Source organism: Caballeronia sp. SBC1, from assembly GCF_011493005.1.
Lineage (GTDB): Bacteria > Pseudomonadota > Gammaproteobacteria > Burkholderiales > Burkholderiaceae > Caballeronia.
The window spans coordinates 1,676,605-1,691,535 of the sequence record NZ_CP049158.1 but is presented as its reverse complement, the minus strand read 5'-3'; the positions used below and the strand labels follow the sequence as shown (position 1 = coordinate 1,691,535).

Sequence of the window (14,931 nt, the reverse complement as noted above, 5' to 3'; positions counted from 1 at the left end):
ATGAGAATGACCCCTGTGCGGAGGTCGGCGAAGTCTGCCGATGCGCGTAGTAATGTCGTAGAGCAATCGAAGAAAATGGCGCTGCGGTTTGCGGCGCACGCGGAAGTGCGCCGGGTTTTCGGAGCGCGGGACAGCGGGAAAAAACTGCTGCACGTGGCGGGTCTTGGGCTCGCACTGAGCCTTTCCGCGACGCTCGCACGAGCCGACGACAGCATCGCTCAAGCAGCGAAGACCACGAACTGCCTCGCCTACGACCAGGATCGCGAGCGGGGTATCGAGACTCCGCTGTCAACCACTTGCGACAGCGTTTCGCCGAGCATGGGCGGTCTGCGCGAGAAGATGTACGAGAACGGCTGGTTGCTTCAGGGTGGTATCTCCAGCGGCTTAACTTATGACCTGCTGCATCCGGATAGCAGTGTCCCGCAGTCCTATACCGGTCAACGTGCAACTTACGCTCAATCGGCGCTGGCCATTCTGACCTACGACCTCTCTCGGGTTGGCTTCAGCAAGGATTCGCAGTTCATCATCTCCGGACTTTGGGACGAAACCAGCTATCTTGGATCGGGTATTCGTAGCGCATATGTCGGGGAATTGGCGATCGAACAGGAGTTCGATAACCATCAAATACGTATCAAGTACGGATTTCAGACGCCGTCGAACAGCTTTTACGGCTTTACGTTGGGAACGACCGTTGCATCGTCCGCGCTGGGTCCCGCCAGTAGTATGTTTTACGAACTAGGTGTTCCGTCGGTCAAGCCGGCTCCTACTTTCGACATTCGCCTGTACACACCCGACATGCGGTTCTATAACCATTTCGCCGTTACGCGAAGCATGAGCCCGCAGGGGTTCCAGGCAGATTCCCAGGCGAATTCATCGGGTCTGGACTTTAGCGTTCCTGGTGCAAGGGCTCTTTATATCGACGAAGCGGGGTATCGGATCACGTCCGCCGCGAACCAGCGTGCTTTCTGGTTGAGAGCTGGCGCCGTGTACAACACGAGCGACTATTTTGACTATGGGGTCGGCAAGCCGACTTACGGTAACAAAGGGTTCTACGTCGCTATTACCCGGCAGTTCACCCAGCCCGATCAGTTCTACACCTATCGCGGTATTTACGCGGATGTCAAAGTGGACTTCGCGGATGCAAGCAAGAATCCGTTTAGCCGGGACGTTGCAGCCACGCTTTATAGTCTCGGCCCGTTTGACTCCCGTCCCTACGACATGATCAGCATCGGCTACACCCATCAATGGATTAGTCAAAAAACTCAGCAGTACATAAATTTGGTGACGACCGAGACCGCCATTACAGGCAGCAATACGTTCTCGCTGTCCTATGCGTTCCACGTGGCCCGGGGCGTCTACTGGACCAATAGCCTTGCGTATACCACGCAGCCTGTGTTGTTCCCTTCGCATGCAGCGGCTCTTTTGCTGACCACCGGCGCAACCGTGGTGTTCTGATTGATCACGTCTTGCAGGCATCACTCCAGGGGAAGGGCGGCGCAGCGGGCCGGGTCATCGGGACTCGTTGCAGCAACACGGGCTTTTGCCCAAGGTTCTATTCAGGCGAGATCGAACGGATGCTGAAAACCCAGTAACTGTATCCGGCGAACTGCTGCGTCTTCTCTATCCCGATGATCGATGACGCGACGAAACCGTAACAGACGGAGGAAGTGATTTTGATCAATGACAAAGCGCCACGCGCGGTACCCAAGGACTTTTTGTGGGGCGTGGCAATATCGGCGCATCAGAGCGAAGGCAATAACGTCAGCTCGGATGTGTGGCTCGCCGAGCATGTGAGCCCCACCGTTTTCCGCGAGCCATCACGTGACGCGTGCGACAGTTATCACCGCTTCGACGAAGACATCGCCATTGCCGCCGACCTGGGTTTCAACTGCTATAGAGTTGGAATCGAGTGGGCGCGCATAGAACCGGAACCCGGCCAATTTTCGATGGCTGAACTGGATCGATACGCGCGCTTGCTCGACTGCTGCCTTGAGCGTGGATTAGCGCCGATGCTCACCTATAGCCATTTCACGGTGCCGCGCTGGTTCGCGGCGCGCGGCGGTTTCGAGGTCAAGGACGGCGCCGATCTGTTCGCACGCTTCGCGGAAGTGGCAACCCGGCGTCTGGGCGAGAATCTGGCGGCCGCCACGACCTTCAACGAGGCCAACATCCAGCGTCTGATCAAGGTCCTTCTGATGACGCCCGAATCCAAGCCGGCCATCAGTGCAATGCTGGCCGCTTGCGCACAGCGTTGTGGCTCGACGCAGTTTTCATCACTGCTTTTCGCCGATGTCGAGAAGACGGAATCCGTGTTGATCGATGCCCACCGCAAGGCGGCGCAAGCCATCAAGGCAGGGCCGGGTAATTTTCCGGTCGGCCTCAATCTGACGATGCAGGAAGTGCAAGGCGTGGGCGAAGGGAATCTGGCCGAGTACATTACCGACAGCCTCTATGGCCCCTGGCTAGACGAAGCGGCGCTGACCGATTTCATCGGCGTGCAGACCTACACCCGCGTACGCGTGGATGCACGCGGACAAGCTGAACTCGCGCCCGGTACGGAGATGACGGCGGCCGGTTACGAGTTCTATCCGCAGGCGCTGGGAGCGACAATCCGCTTGGCCGCAAGCCGCACCGGGCGACCCGTCTACGTCACCGAAAGCGGTATCGCAACTAACGACGATACGCGTCGCGTGGCCTATATTGATGCCGCTCTCGCGGAAGTACGCCAGTGCCTGGACGAAGGGTTCGACGTGCGCAGCTACATTCACTGGTCCTTGCTGGACAACTTCGAATGGACGTCGGGCTACGATCAGCATTTCGGTCTCGTCGAGGTCGATTTTGAAACTTTCGAGCGCAGGCCCAAGCCGAGCGCGTTTCATTTAGGCGCCATTGCGCGCCGCGGAGAACTCTGATGAGCGACGCAGTACCCATACCAACGGCCGGCATGGTCGACCAGCTCGACTCGCACGGCAGTGGTCCGACCGAGGACGAAATTCGGTTCGTGAATGCCTATGTGGCGCCCGGTCCCTTCGATGCCGACTTGCTCGCCCGGGCGCATGACCCCGCGGTGCTGGCCGCGCGTGAGGCCCGTGAAGAAGCACTGCGAGCGCGGGACTGGCCCAATCTTGGTCAGTACCGGGACGCGAACCGCACGCTTGCGGGAGTGTCGCCGAAGGCGGTGTTCATCGGCGATTCGCTGACTGAATTCTGGCTCGCGGGCGACCCGGGAATGTTCCGTTATGGCCTCATTAGCGGCGGCGTGATCAACCGTGGCATTAGCGGACAAACCAGCCCGCAGATCCTGCTGCGCTTCATGGCCGATGTCATTCAACTGAAGCCCGCCGTGGTCCACCTGCTGTGCGGAGGAAACGATCTCGCCGGCAACACCGGACCTACGACGTTCGCGGACTACCAGAACAACATCATCGCGATGGTCACGCTGGCGCGCGCCTTCGACGTGCGCGTGATTCTCGGCAGCGTCACCCCGGCGGGCAGTTTTGCCTGGCGTCCGGGCATCGATCCGCGTGCCCGCATTGCCGAGATCAATGCGTGGCTCAGGGCCGTGGCCGCTGAGCGTGGACTTGTTTTCGCGGATTATCATTCAGCGCTCGCGGCACCGGACGGCAGCTTGCGCGCCGAATTGACGCGCGACGGGGTGCATCCCACGGCGGCGGGATACGACGTGATGCGTCCTATCGCACTCGCCGCTCTGACCGAGGCAACGCAATGAGGGCACATGCTCATGGGGAGATACCCCTAGAGCATGGATTTTGGCCCGAATACTAAAGCAAGTGTCCCAATAGACCATTGGTGGTTGGCCGTCCCGACGACACCATGTAGCCGGACGAGCTGCCACTCAAGGCGGCCGGAGGAAATGCAATGCTGGGAAACATGCAGGGCCACGCCCTGAGCGTAGCGTCGCTTCTCGAGTTTGCGGATCGCTGCCACGGCGACAGTGAGATTGTCAGCAGGCGGGTGGAGGGCGATCTGCATCGCACGAACTGGAACGGTGTAGCGGGCCGCGCGCGACGGTTTGCGCGATGGCTTGACACGACCGGAACAAGTCACGGGGAGCGTGTGGCGACCCTTGCCTGGAACGGTTACCGGCACCTTGAGATTTACTACGGGGTTTCGGCGTCGGGACGTGTATTGCACACGCTCAATCCGCGCTTGCCGCAAGCGCAGCTGGCCTGGATCATCAACGATGCGCAGGACGAGGTGGTCTGCTTCGACCTGACGTTCCTGCCGCTGGTGGAAGCCATTCAATCGCAGTGCCCCGGCGTTCGCCACTGGGTCGCGCTATGCGATCAGGACCGCGTGACAGAGGGCATGACTGCGCACGGCATTGCGTGCTACGAGAGTCTGATCGACGGCTTCCCAGATGCCTCCTATCCGTGGCCGTCGTTCGACGAGAACTCAGCGTCCAGCCTTTGTTACACGAGCGGGACCACCGGCAATCCAAAAGGTGTTTTGTATAGCCATCGCTCGACGGTCCTGCATGCCTACGCTGTAGCGCTTCCCGATTCAATGAATCTGTCGGCCAGGAATGCGGTGCTTCCGGTCGTCCCCATGTTCCATGTCAACGCATGGGGTTTGCCGTATTCCGCCGCGCTGACCGGCGCGAAGCTAGTGTTCCCGGGGCCGGCACTCGATGGCAAGTCGGTGTACGAACTGATCGAGTCAGAGGCTGTGGATCTTGCCGCGGGTGTGCCCACTGTCTGGCAAATGCTTTTGAACCATGTGCAGAGCAACAATCTTCGCTTCTCTACGCTCAAGCGAACGATCGTGGGTGGCTCGGCTTGTCCTGCCGCCATGATCGACACGTTCGCGGACGACTACGGAATAGAGGTCGCGCATGCCTGGGGCATGACCGAGCTTTCGCCCTTGGGCACCGTCAATACGCTCAAGCGCAAGCATCTCGCGCTGCCTAAGGAGCAGCAACGGGCGTTACGGCTCAAGCAGGGCCGCCCGGTCTTTGGCATGGATCTCCGCATTGTGGATAGCGACGGTCAGGAGCTGCCGCAAGATGGCGCGAGTTCCGGTGAACTGATGGTTCGCGGACCCTGGGTGGTCGATGGTTATTTCAAGCAGGACCACGAGAATCTGGACGACGGCTGGTTTCGCACCGGCGACATTGCCACTATCGACTCAGACGGTTTCCTGCAGATCACGGATCGGGCCAAGGACGTGATCAAGTCGGGTGGGGAATGGATCAGTTCCATCGACATCGAGAACGTCGCCATGGCTCATCCTGGCGTGGCGATGGCTGCGTGTATTGCAGTACCTCACCCGAAGTGGGACGAACGCCCGTTGCTCGTGGTCGTTCCAAAGTCAAACGTCCTGCTGAGCACGGGCGAAATGCTGGCTTTCTTCGAGGGGCGCGTGGCGAAGTGGCAGGTGCCGGACGACGTGATTTTTGTCGATGCACTTCCGATTGGCGCCACGGGGAAAGTCGTCAAGCATCAGTTGCGCGAGCAGTTCAAAGGGCACCACGGCCGTCCGCAATCGGCAACTGCCTGACCCGGTACCAAGCGCGTAAGCTAGCGTCATTCCACACACAGGAAACAGACCATGCAGGTCAGCTCGCCTTCTTTCCTGGAAGAACGCTTCGAGATGCAACGCCGGGCGTTCGCGGGGGAATCGAATCCACCGCTACACGTTCGCATGGACCGCTTGAACCGGCTGCTTGCGCTGACGGAGAATCATGAAAGCGACTTCGTGCGTGCGATCGACGCCGATTTCGGCGGGCGGTCCGCTCATGAGACGCGGATCGCCGAGTTGTTTGTCGTGCGCGCCGGAATCCGCCACGCGCGCAAACATCTGAAGCACTGGATGAGTCTGCAGCGAGTCGCGACCGGCCTGCACTTCCGGCCTGGCTATAACCGCCTGTTGCGGCAACCGCTTGGCGTGATCGGCATCGTATCGCCGTGGAATTACCCCATTCAACTATCTTTGGGGCCGGCGCTGGCGGCCCTTGCCGCTGGTAACCGGGTGCTCCTCAAACCGTCCGAACTGACCCCGCGCTTTTCCGAGCTGCTGGATCACCTGGTTAGCGCTTCGTTCGCGCCGGATGAGCTGAGCGTAGTGAGTGGCGGCGTGGACATAGGTCAGGCGTTTGCCGGGCTGCCGTTCGATCACTTGTTCTTTACCGGATCGACGCAAGTCGGCCGGCAAGTCGCCCAGGCCGCCGCGGCAAACCTTACCCCGGTGACGCTTGAACTCGGCGGAAAATCGCCCGCAATAATCGATGCCTCCTGCGACATCCCTGCCGCCGTGGCGAGCATTGCTTACGGCAAGTTCCTGAACGCGGGACAGACCTGCATTGCTCCGGATTATGTCCTCGTGCCGGCGGGTCTGGCGGACAGCGTCGCCGATCAACTCAAGGCGGCCATTACGCGCCTCTATCCCACGCTGATCTCCAATCCCGACTACACGGCGATCATCAGCATGAGGCATCGTGAGCGGCTGCTGGCGATACTGCGGGAAGCGCGTGATGGCGGTGCGCGCATTGTCGAAGTCAATCCGGGCCGCGAACGCTTCGACGAAGGCACCCGCAAATTCCCACCAACGCTGGTGGTCGGTGCGGCCGCAAGCTCACGTCTGATGCGCGAGGAAATCTTTGGGCCGCTGCTGCCCATTATCGAATACGACGGGCTTAACCAGGCCATTGCCATGGTGAACCGGGGCGACCGGCCTCTTGCGCTTTACTGGTTTGGCCGAAGCGTCGCTAATCGTGACCGGGTGCTGCATGAAACGGTGTCGGGCGGTGTCACGATCAACGACTGTCTGTGGCATCTGGCGCAGGAAGCGCAGCCGTTCGGCGGAGTTGGCCCGAGCGGCATGGGCGCTTATCACGGCGAATGGGGTTTCCGTACCTTCAGCAAGGAGAAACCCGTTTTCTATCAGGCGCGCCTCAATGGCACCCGTCTTTTCCATCCACCTTACGGCAAGACCTTCGACCTGATGCTGCGGCTGATCAAGCGCATTACGTAATCAAAACGCCAGCGGCGTGACGTGCGCCGACTACAGGGCAGGAGACCAGAGTGAGTGACCTTTTCGATTTCGTCGTGATCGGCGCAGGCTCGGCTGGGTGTGTCGTCGCAGGACGGCTGACGGAGGATCCTGCAGTCACGGTCTGCGTTCTTGAAGCGGGAGGAAGCGGCAACAGCGCGCTCGTGAACATAGCGGCGGCTGCCGTCGCCAACCGCGGCGCCGGTCAACCAACCTGGAAACTTGGCGACCATCACGCGACTGGAGAAACAGGTGTCGTCAGCGTTTCGTCGGCGATCGTCCGAAGCCACTCCATTGTCACTAACGGGGCCGTTACCGGCAGCATATGGCCGCCGTCGATCAATCGCAGATTTGTCTTATCCAGCTTTCGTTTGAGCGCTTCGCCGTGACTCTGCCAATCCAATATCCTGTCCTCGCGGCCGTAAAGCACGTCTACGGGCAGGCGCAAACCTGCATAACGGTTTTCCATGCCCGGGAGTTCTCCGGCCACTGCCATCAGGTCGGACGACGCCGCATAGAAACTGCGAGGCCTCAAGCTAAGCAACCCACCTCCTTTGATACCGAAGTCCCTGGGGACGGGATCGGGACCAAACACGATATCCATGATCGCGCGATTGCCCTTGATAGCGAACGGAGTGGCCACCGTGACCGATACGATCCGCCGTATCAGCGAGGATTGGATCATCAGGCCGCCGAAGGCGTGACCGGCTTCAACCAGGTGGGTGAGCGGGGCGATTAACGCCAGCCGGCTGACGCTGTCCGGATGATTGAGGCCGACCGCCAGCGCGATGGCGCCGCCCAATGAATGTCCGACCAGCACCGGCTTGTCCAGGCCCATCGCGTCGATGAACATCGCCACGGTTCGTGCCTGTGCCGAGATGCTGGCGGACGATCCTGCGCCTCGCGTTGAATGCCCCGAGCCTGGCCGGTCGATGACGATCACCCTATGCGTTTGCGCGAGCGTATTCATGTGCAGATACGCGAAGTTGCGTAACTGTCCGCTTAACCCGTGGACGAAGACAATGGGCGGGCCGCTCCCGTATTCGACGTAATGAATACGGTCCGCACCTATGTCGATGAACTGACCCTGCGGGGGCAGCGCCTGTCCGACACGGCGCGCAATGTACAGAGAAAAAGCAACAAGCCCCGCGATCACGATGACGCAAACAGCGACGATGGACAGGAAAATAAACGTCACGTGTTACCTCTGTTTTTATGCGTGCTCTTGCGCTTCGCGCTTAAGCCTGACTGTTGTTATGGGGCGTCGCTCGAACTGCATGACACCGTCGCTCAAGGCACCGAACCTGAGCGACGCAAGATCGAGCAGGTAGTTCTGATGGTACTTCCATGGCTTGTGAAGCCCTTGCTTGGGCAGGATGTTCGACGCTCTCTGAATGTAGCCAGACGTCAGGTCAACGGCGGGCAGCGAACCCATTTCGTTGTCTCTCAGACGCGGCACACAAACATCGTAGTGGTTCGCCTTCATGTGATTGACAAGCCGGCAGACATACTGCGCGATCAACTCGGCCTTCAGGGTCCACGAAGCGTTGGTATAGCCGAACGACGACGCAAGATTTGGTACATCGCTATACATCATGCCCTTGTACGACACCGTGTCTCCGAGGGAAATCTGGCGTCCGTCAATGGAGATCACTGATCCACCGAGCATCTTGAGTTTCAGTCCTGTAGCGGTAATCACCAGGTCGGCGTCGAGATGCTGACCGCTTCGCAGCCGCACGCCGGTCTCCGTGAAGCGTTCGATCTCGTCGGTGGCGATCGATGCCTTGCCGGCGCGCACCGCCTTGAACAGGTCTCCGTTCGGGACAAGACACAGGCGCTGGTCCCACGGGTTGTATCGAGGCGTCATGTGTTTGCCGACGTCGAACTCGGGTCCTAGCTGCTTGCCTGCCGCCCTGATGAGCAACTGTTTGGTTTCTTCCGGCTTGCGTCGCGCGCGGTTGTACAAGTACATAGTCAGCAGCACGTTCTTGCTGCGGATAAGCCTGTGCGCGAGCGTTGACGGTAGCCATTTGCGCAGCGTGTTTGCCATCTTGTCGCGTGCAGGCAGCGAAAAAATGTAAGTGGGCGAGCGCTGCAGCATGGTCACATGTTTCGCCGTGTCCGCCATTGCCGGCACCAGGGTCACCGCCGTGGCGCCGCTGCCGATCACAATAACGCGCTTGTTCGCATAGGTCAGGTCGGCGGGCCAATGCTGCGGATGGACTATGCGGCCTTTGAACTTCTCCATGTCGGGCCAACGCGGTGCGTGACCTTCGTCGTAGTCGTAATAACCACTGCACATGTAGAGGAACTTGCAGGTGTAGCGCGTTTCTGTTTCGACATGGCCGTCGGTACGCTGAACCTGCACCGTCCAGCGTGCGGCCTGCGAATCCCAGTTCGCGCCCGTCACCTTGTGAGCGAACTTGATGGTCTTGTCGATGCCGGATGCTTGAGCCGCGCCCCGGATGTAGTCGAGGATCGTCTGACCATCGGATATCGATTTGTCGCTATGCCACGGGCGAAAGCTGTAGCCGAGCGTGAACATGTCAGAGTCGGAGCGCACGCCGGGATAGCGGAACAGGTCCCACGTGCCGCCCATCGTGGAGCGGCTTTCAAGTATGGCGAACCGGGCGGAGGGGCAGCGCTCGCGCAGGTAGTGCGCCGCGGCCACGCCGGACAAACCGGCGCCCACGATGAGCACGTCAAAGTCAACATCGGCGCGCGATGAAAGCGAAGATGAAGATGAAGGCGAGGGGCCGCTCGCGTGGGTAGCCGGTCTCATGCAATATCCTTGTGCGTCGAAGCGGCGGTTTGAGTGGGCCGAGCAGCATGCGGATTGTTCGCGCGACGTTCCTGCATCTTGCGATGAAAACGCAGTACATAGGTCTGGTAAGCCGAGCCCATTAGCCGCGAGATGAAATCGACACGCCGGGCGTCGCTGCCTATCAGCACGCGGCGCGCATTGCGCTGGACGCCTGCAAGAATCTGGCGCGCTGCATCGTCTGGCTTGGTCGCGTTGATCAGGCGATTAGCCTGGCGGCGATGTGCGTCCGCGTCCTGGCCCGTCAGCAACTTGATGTTGTCGTCGATCCGCGATGCGGTTGCGATGTTGGTCGCAACACCGCCGGGATGAACACAGGTAGCACTCACAGGCACGCCCTCCATTTCTAGTTCCATCCGCAACGCCTCGGTGTAGCCGCGGACTGCGAATTTGCTGGCATTGTATGCGCCCTGTGTCGGCATAGCGATAATGCCGAACAGACTCGACGTGTTGATCACATGCCCGTCGCCCGACGCGCGCAGGTAGGGCAGGAAGGCCTGCGTGCCATGCACCACGCCCCAGAAATTAATGCCCATGATCCACTCGAAGTCTTCAATCCTTGCCGTCTCGGCCGGAGCCGCGAGCGATACCCCCGCGTTGTTGAAGATCAGGTTGATGCGCCGATGATCTTCCGAGACTTGCCGCGCCCATGAAAAAACGGCTGCGCGGTCGGAGACATCCAGGCGCTGCAATGTAACGCGCACTCCATGGACGACGCATTCTTTCACGGTCTGGACCAACCCTGCTTCGTTGATGTCGCTCAACGCAAGGTGACAACCTCGCCGAGCGAGCTCGACCGCCAGGGTGCGACCCATGCCCGACCCGGCGCCCGTGATCGCGGCGACTTTCCCCTCAAAGCTTTTCATGAACGCGTCCCTTGGTAACTCTGCCCTTAAGCCTTTTCAATTGCGAAATCCCGCACGCCGCGTGTGAGCGCACAGGTTCTGCGGCTGCGTTGAATGCCAGTTCAGTGGAGATGCATAGTGGGGTTGCAGCGGGAATACACCAATGGCGCAACGGGACAGGTGTTTTAGTATTTGGGCCAAATTTCGTCCTTTAAGGGTATCCACTGATGAGTTTCTGGGACTTCAGACGCGGCCCTGCACGCACCCGGCTATTGGTCGACTACGCTCGCTCGAAGGGCTTTTCGCCCGCAAGGCTGCTCGAGGGCAGCGGCCTTGCGCTCACGCAACTCGATGATCCCAATGCCGAACTATCAGCCGCGCAGGAGCTGCGCGTCATCAGCAACCTGTTGAAGCTGACGGGCGCGCCGGATCAACTCGGGATCGAACTGGGACTTCGCCATCACTTCTCGGCTTACGGTGTGTGGGGCTACGGCCTGATCAGCAGCGCGACCATGAGAGATGCGTTGACGCTCGCGCTTCGTTTCATTCCGCTTACCTTCGCGTTCACGTTGATCTCGTATCACGAGGAAGGCAATCTCGGCGTACTGACATTCGGCGAGCCGGACCTGGGACGCGACCTGACGCGCTTTCTTGTGGAAGGCGACATGGCGGGCGCTGCGGTGCTGCTCTCCGAAATTGCCGGCCCGGATTTTAGAATCGAGCGGCTGACGTTCAGGGCGGAGCCGAACCGGACGAATCCCCGGCGCGGGAAGGCACGCGGTGTGTTCGGGGCGACCCCGCATTACGGGGCCAAGATGAACAGTTTGTCGTTTGATCTGGCGTATCTGGACCGGCGGCTGCCGCAGGCCAATCCGATCACCGCAACCATGTGCGAGCAGATGTGCGCAGAGCTTATCGAGCGCCGCCGAGCGCGGTCCGGGACATCGACGATCGTCCGGCAATACCTTAGCGTTCCCGGTAGTTCGTTGCCGGATCTTGCTGCGATGGCCAGGATCATCAATGTGAGTGAACGCACCTTGAAACGCCGTCTTAAGGAAGAGGGTACGTCGTTCAGGACGCTCTTGATGGAGTCGCGACGCGCAGTGGCGGAGGAGTTGCTAAAGGACCGGCAGCTCAGCATGGCGGACATTGCCTTGCGCCTCGGCTTTAGCGATTCGTCGACATTTTCCCAAGCCTTTAAACGCTGGCATGGCGTGGCGCCGAATGTTTATCGGAAAGCAGTTCGGAGTTCTGTTCCGGTTGCGCTTACTTAGGACTATCGATGGGGCGATGCTAATGCTGCTTGGTCTTTTAGGGCGTCCTTGAAGGGAGCTTAGCGATTCTTAATGTCCCGGCGTCCAGGTGGCAGACCTAAGCTGCAGCGCTAAGCGGGGCTGATGATTGAGCGCGACGGTAGCTGGAAATTTGGCCCGATGCATTGCGTTGCACAATAAAACAGACTTTCCTGTTTGCAAATTAGCGGCTATTATCGGCGCAACTTTCAGCGGCAACGCAGTCATCCGGGCGAACTTAGCAGGGACGCAGAGTGCGTTCTTCAATACGCGTCGTCCGGTCGTTTCCACCTGCTGTGATCAAGCAAATCCTTGGGGCCGGCCCGCGTGACTCGCCGCGCTTTTCTGATGATGCAACGGCACAACGCCCCAGTGGTCGGTACCCCTTATGAGCGCAGTCGTGACAACGCCCGATATCACCCCGGACCATCTCATCGATGCAACCACGCTACGGCATAAGCCGCTGCCTTTGTTACCCAAGATTGCCTATAGCGCGGGCTCGTTCGTTGATGCAGTGACCAACAATGTCATGACCGTGTTCGGGTTGTTCTACGTGACGGCGGTATGCGGTGTGTCCGGTGGATCAGCTGGTGTGGCGCTGTCGGCGGGTCTTGTCGTCGATGCGATCCTGGACCCGCTGATCGGCTCGATATCCGACGGATGGCGCTCGCGGCTCGGACGGCGGCTGCCATTCATGATGTTGGGCCTGCCGCTGTCCATGATCGCCTTCGTGATGATTTTCTCGTTGCCCAAAGGTGTGCCCGCAACAACCTTGTTCGTCACGCTGCTTCTGCTCTCAGTAGTATTGCGTGTGTCGGTCTCACTCTTCAATCTGCCATTCCTCGCGCTTGGTGCCGAGCTGACCGACGACTACACGGAACGATCACGCGTCGCAGCATGGCGCTGGGGGCTTGGCATGATCGGCGGACTAGCCACGGTTCTGATCGGCTTCGGACTCTTCTTCAAGGGACCCGACGGGTTGGCGCAGAAGTCAGCCTATACGCCCTTTGCAATGACCTGCGCGGCGGTCGCTATTGGCGGCGCGCTCGCCGCCATGTGGGGAACGTTTGTCTTGCGCGATCGGGCACATCCGATTGCCGTGAATCGGCCGGGCTGGTTGCGCGCATTGCTGGCAGGACTCGCCGAAATTTTTCGCAACCGGTCATTTCGCGTCCTGTTCAGTTCATCGGTGCTGTTTTTTGTCGCGCAAGGCGTGGCGCTTTCGCTCGGACTGCACGCCAATACCTATTTCTGGCGGTTATCCGGTGACGGCATCAAGGTCGTGATGCTCGCCTACTTCTGCGGCTTGCTGGCCGGTGCGCCGCTGATCGGCATGTTTGCTCATCTATTCGACAAGAAACGCATGTTGCTGATCAGCCTCGGCATCCTGATCGTGACTCAGGCACTGCCTGCGAGCTTGCGGCTAGCCGGGTTGCTGCATATGGAAGGCATGCCCCTGGTAGTAACGCTTGCGTGCAACGCTGCGATTGGCGGGCTGGGCCTCACTGCTGCGGCTATCGCCGTCTCGTCGATGCTGGCAGATGCTGCCGATGAGCACGAGTACCTTTTCGGCTCCCGGCGCGAGGGCTTGTATTTCGCCGGATGGGCTTTCGCAGGGAAGGTTGCGACGGGCGGCGGCGCGCTGATTGCAGGGCTGGTCTTGCAGTTCAGCGGATTTCCCAGCGGCGCGGCGGCAAACGCGGGCGCGCTGGTTGCCCTTCGCCCCGAGACGGTCACGCTGCTTGGCCTGTGTTATGGGCCTGGTTCGGCCCTGTTCTCGATAGCGGGTGTGTTGATCTTGCTGTTGTATCGTCTCGATCGGCCCACGCATGCAAGGATTATCGAACAGCTGATACAGCAGCGGGCGAGCTGATTAAAATCTAATTAGTATTCTTGAGTAATTGACGGAATAAACATGTCAGAGATCGAGCAGGGAAAGGACACCACGCCGTTGCAGTTCGTTCTACCGTCGACCGTTTCAGCGCAGTGGAAGGAAGCGTTCGGCCGCATGGTCGCGGAGGTGATGAAGACTGGCGGACTACAACCTCAGCCGCTCACTAACGATCCGTACGAATGGGCTGCCGCTAACGCGCGTTCCAACGGGTTGGCGGAGGCGTTGGCTGCGCCGGTTCTCGCCCGACTGGGCACACGAACTGTGGAACACGACATGGGCGGCGTGCCCGTCGTGGAATATATTCCGGGGGCGCAACATCGTGAACGAGCGAGGGTTATCTACACGCACGGCGGCGGCTACACGGGTGGTTCTGCGAGGGCTAACGCAGTCGCCCCCGCGGTGATCGCGGATCTACTGGGAGAGTCCGTCCTGTCGATCGATTACACGCTGGCGCCCCGCGGACGCTACGACACCGTCACCGACGAAGTGGTCGCGGTCTTCGACGCCTTGACGCATGACGGGACGCCTGCTAACCAGACCGTGCTGTTCGGCGACTCGGCGGGAGGCGGTCTTGCTGCTGCCTCGACACTCAAGCTTAGGGACCAGGGCAAGCCGATGCCGGCTGCGCTCGCGTTGTGGTCGCCGTTTGTAGACTTACGATGCGAGGGCGACACCATCCGGACACTGCTTCACGCAGACTTCTTCGATCCCGAAAAATTGGCCTCCAACATGAACATGTATGCGGGTCCCGACCATCTGATGCATCCGTACGCATCGCCCATTCATGGCGACTTCAGCAAGGGATTTCCCCCCACTCTGATCCAGGCAGGAACGCGCGAGATCTTGCTAAGCGATTCCGTGCGTTTATACCGGGCGCTGGATGCTGCTGGGGGCATCGTGAAACTGGATATTTACGAGGGTATGCCTCACGTGCACCAGTCCTGGCCCACCGGTACGGAGACGCCTGAGGCCATGCTCGCCTGCTGGAAGACCACGCAGTTCCTGCAACGCTGGCTGCAGCATTCAACGGCTTAGTGCATGAGGGCCCTTGGGCTTGAGATCGTCTTC

The 14,931-nt window shown here is 59.9% G+C and carries 11 protein-coding genes and 1 pseudogene; 9 read left to right on the top strand and 3 right to left on the bottom strand.

The genetic code is table 11. From position 1 onward, the window contains the following. The 6 genes and pseudogenes from SBC1_RS34365 to SBC1_RS34340 all read left to right on the top strand — a co-directional run. Entirely contained in the window at positions 1-1,455 is a 1,455-nt protein-coding gene (locus SBC1_RS34365; RefSeq protein WP_165104744.1) for a carbohydrate porin, read from the top strand. Between the two features lie 218 nt (positions 1,456-1,673). Continuing rightward, positions 1,674-2,912: a glycoside hydrolase family 1 protein gene (locus SBC1_RS34360; RefSeq protein WP_243830320.1), complete on the top strand. Its 1,239-nt coding sequence runs from the start codon at positions 1,674-1,676 to the stop codon at positions 2,910-2,912. Beyond that, the gene (locus SBC1_RS34355) at positions 2,912-3,730 is read left to right on the top strand and encodes a GDSL-type esterase/lipase family protein (protein WP_165104743.1); all 819 of its coding nucleotides are present in this window, start codon (positions 2,912-2,914) and stop codon (positions 3,728-3,730) included. The genes SBC1_RS34360 and SBC1_RS34355 overlap by 1 nt, the downstream gene beginning before the upstream one ends. A 149-nt stretch (positions 3,731-3,879) precedes the next feature. After that, complete coding sequence (locus tag SBC1_RS34350) at positions 3,880-5,520, top strand: 3-(methylthio)propionyl-CoA ligase (protein WP_165104742.1); 1,641 nt, start codon at positions 3,880-3,882, stop codon at positions 5,518-5,520. Between the two features lie 51 nt (positions 5,521-5,571). Continuing rightward, entirely contained in the window at positions 5,572-6,993 is a 1,422-nt protein-coding gene (locus SBC1_RS34345; RefSeq protein ID WP_165104741.1) for a coniferyl aldehyde dehydrogenase, read from the top strand. Positions 6,994-7,043: 50 nt separating this feature from the next. Further along, positions 7,044-7,202 (top strand): annotated as a pseudogene (locus SBC1_RS34340) (lycopene cyclase family protein); the annotation flags it as partial. A 41-nt stretch (positions 7,203-7,243) separates the two neighbouring features. On the opposite strand, the gene SBC1_RS34335 reads toward SBC1_RS34340, so the two are convergent. The 3 genes from SBC1_RS34335 to SBC1_RS34325 are packed head-to-tail and all read right to left on the bottom strand — an operon-like array spanning position 7,244 to position 10,698. Further along, positions 7,244-8,200, bottom strand: a complete 957-nt coding sequence (locus SBC1_RS34335; RefSeq protein WP_165104964.1) for an alpha/beta fold hydrolase — start codon at positions 8,198-8,200, stop codon at positions 7,244-7,246. Positions 8,201-8,224: 24 nt separating this feature from the next. Then, the gene (locus tag SBC1_RS34330; protein ID WP_165104740.1) at positions 8,225-9,793 is read right to left on the bottom strand and encodes an NAD(P)/FAD-dependent oxidoreductase; all 1,569 of its coding nucleotides are present in this window, start codon (positions 9,791-9,793) and stop codon (positions 8,225-8,227) included. Next, a complete protein-coding gene (locus tag SBC1_RS34325; protein ID WP_165104739.1) occupies positions 9,790-10,698 on the bottom strand; it encodes an SDR family oxidoreductase in 909 nt (302 codons plus the stop codon). The genes SBC1_RS34330 and SBC1_RS34325 overlap by 4 nt, the downstream gene beginning before the upstream one ends. 206 nt (positions 10,699-10,904) lie before the next feature. Between SBC1_RS34325 and SBC1_RS34320 the strand changes: the two genes are divergently transcribed. The 3 genes from SBC1_RS34320 to SBC1_RS34310 all read left to right on the top strand — a co-directional run bounded on the left by SBC1_RS34320 (position 10,905) and on the right by SBC1_RS34310 (position 14,898). Then, entirely contained in the window at positions 10,905-11,951 is a 1,047-nt protein-coding gene (locus tag SBC1_RS34320; RefSeq protein ID WP_165104738.1) for an AraC family transcriptional regulator, read from the top strand. Positions 11,952-12,369: 418 nt separating this feature from the next. Next, positions 12,370-13,842: an MFS transporter gene (locus SBC1_RS34315; RefSeq protein ID WP_165104737.1), complete on the top strand. Its 1,473-nt coding sequence runs from the start codon at positions 12,370-12,372 to the stop codon at positions 13,840-13,842. A 42-nt stretch (positions 13,843-13,884) separates the two neighbouring features. Continuing rightward, the gene (locus tag SBC1_RS34310) at positions 13,885-14,898 is read left to right on the top strand and encodes an alpha/beta hydrolase fold domain-containing protein (RefSeq protein WP_165104736.1); all 1,014 of its coding nucleotides are present in this window, start codon (positions 13,885-13,887) and stop codon (positions 14,896-14,898) included. Positions 14,899-14,931: the final 33 nt, after the last annotated feature.

What these genes read in the sequence shown, in the direction of transcription:
- SBC1_RS34330 (WP_165104740.1), bottom strand. Translation starts at nt 9,793, where the DNA reads ATGAGACCGGCTACCCACGCGAGCGGCCCCTCGCCTTCATCTTCATCT.
- SBC1_RS34320 (WP_165104738.1), top strand. Translation starts at nt 10,905, where the DNA reads ATGAGTTTCTGGGACTTCAGACGCGGCCCTGCACGCACCCGGCTATTG.
- SBC1_RS34345 (WP_165104741.1), top strand. Translation starts at nt 5,572, where the DNA reads ATGCAGGTCAGCTCGCCTTCTTTCCTGGAAGAACGCTTCGAGATGCAA.
- SBC1_RS34350 (WP_165104742.1), top strand. Translation starts at nt 3,880, where the DNA reads ATGCTGGGAAACATGCAGGGCCACGCCCTGAGCGTAGCGTCGCTTCTC.
- SBC1_RS34355 (WP_165104743.1), top strand. Translation starts at nt 2,912, where the DNA reads ATGAGCGACGCAGTACCCATACCAACGGCCGGCATGGTCGACCAGCTC.
- SBC1_RS34325 (WP_165104739.1), bottom strand. Translation starts at nt 10,698, where the DNA reads ATGAAAAGCTTTGAGGGGAAAGTCGCCGCGATCACGGGCGCCGGGTCG.
- SBC1_RS34365 (WP_165104744.1), top strand. Translation starts at nt 1, where the DNA reads ATGAGAATGACCCCTGTGCGGAGGTCGGCGAAGTCTGCCGATGCGCGT.
- SBC1_RS34310 (WP_165104736.1), top strand. Translation starts at nt 13,885, where the DNA reads ATGTCAGAGATCGAGCAGGGAAAGGACACCACGCCGTTGCAGTTCGTT.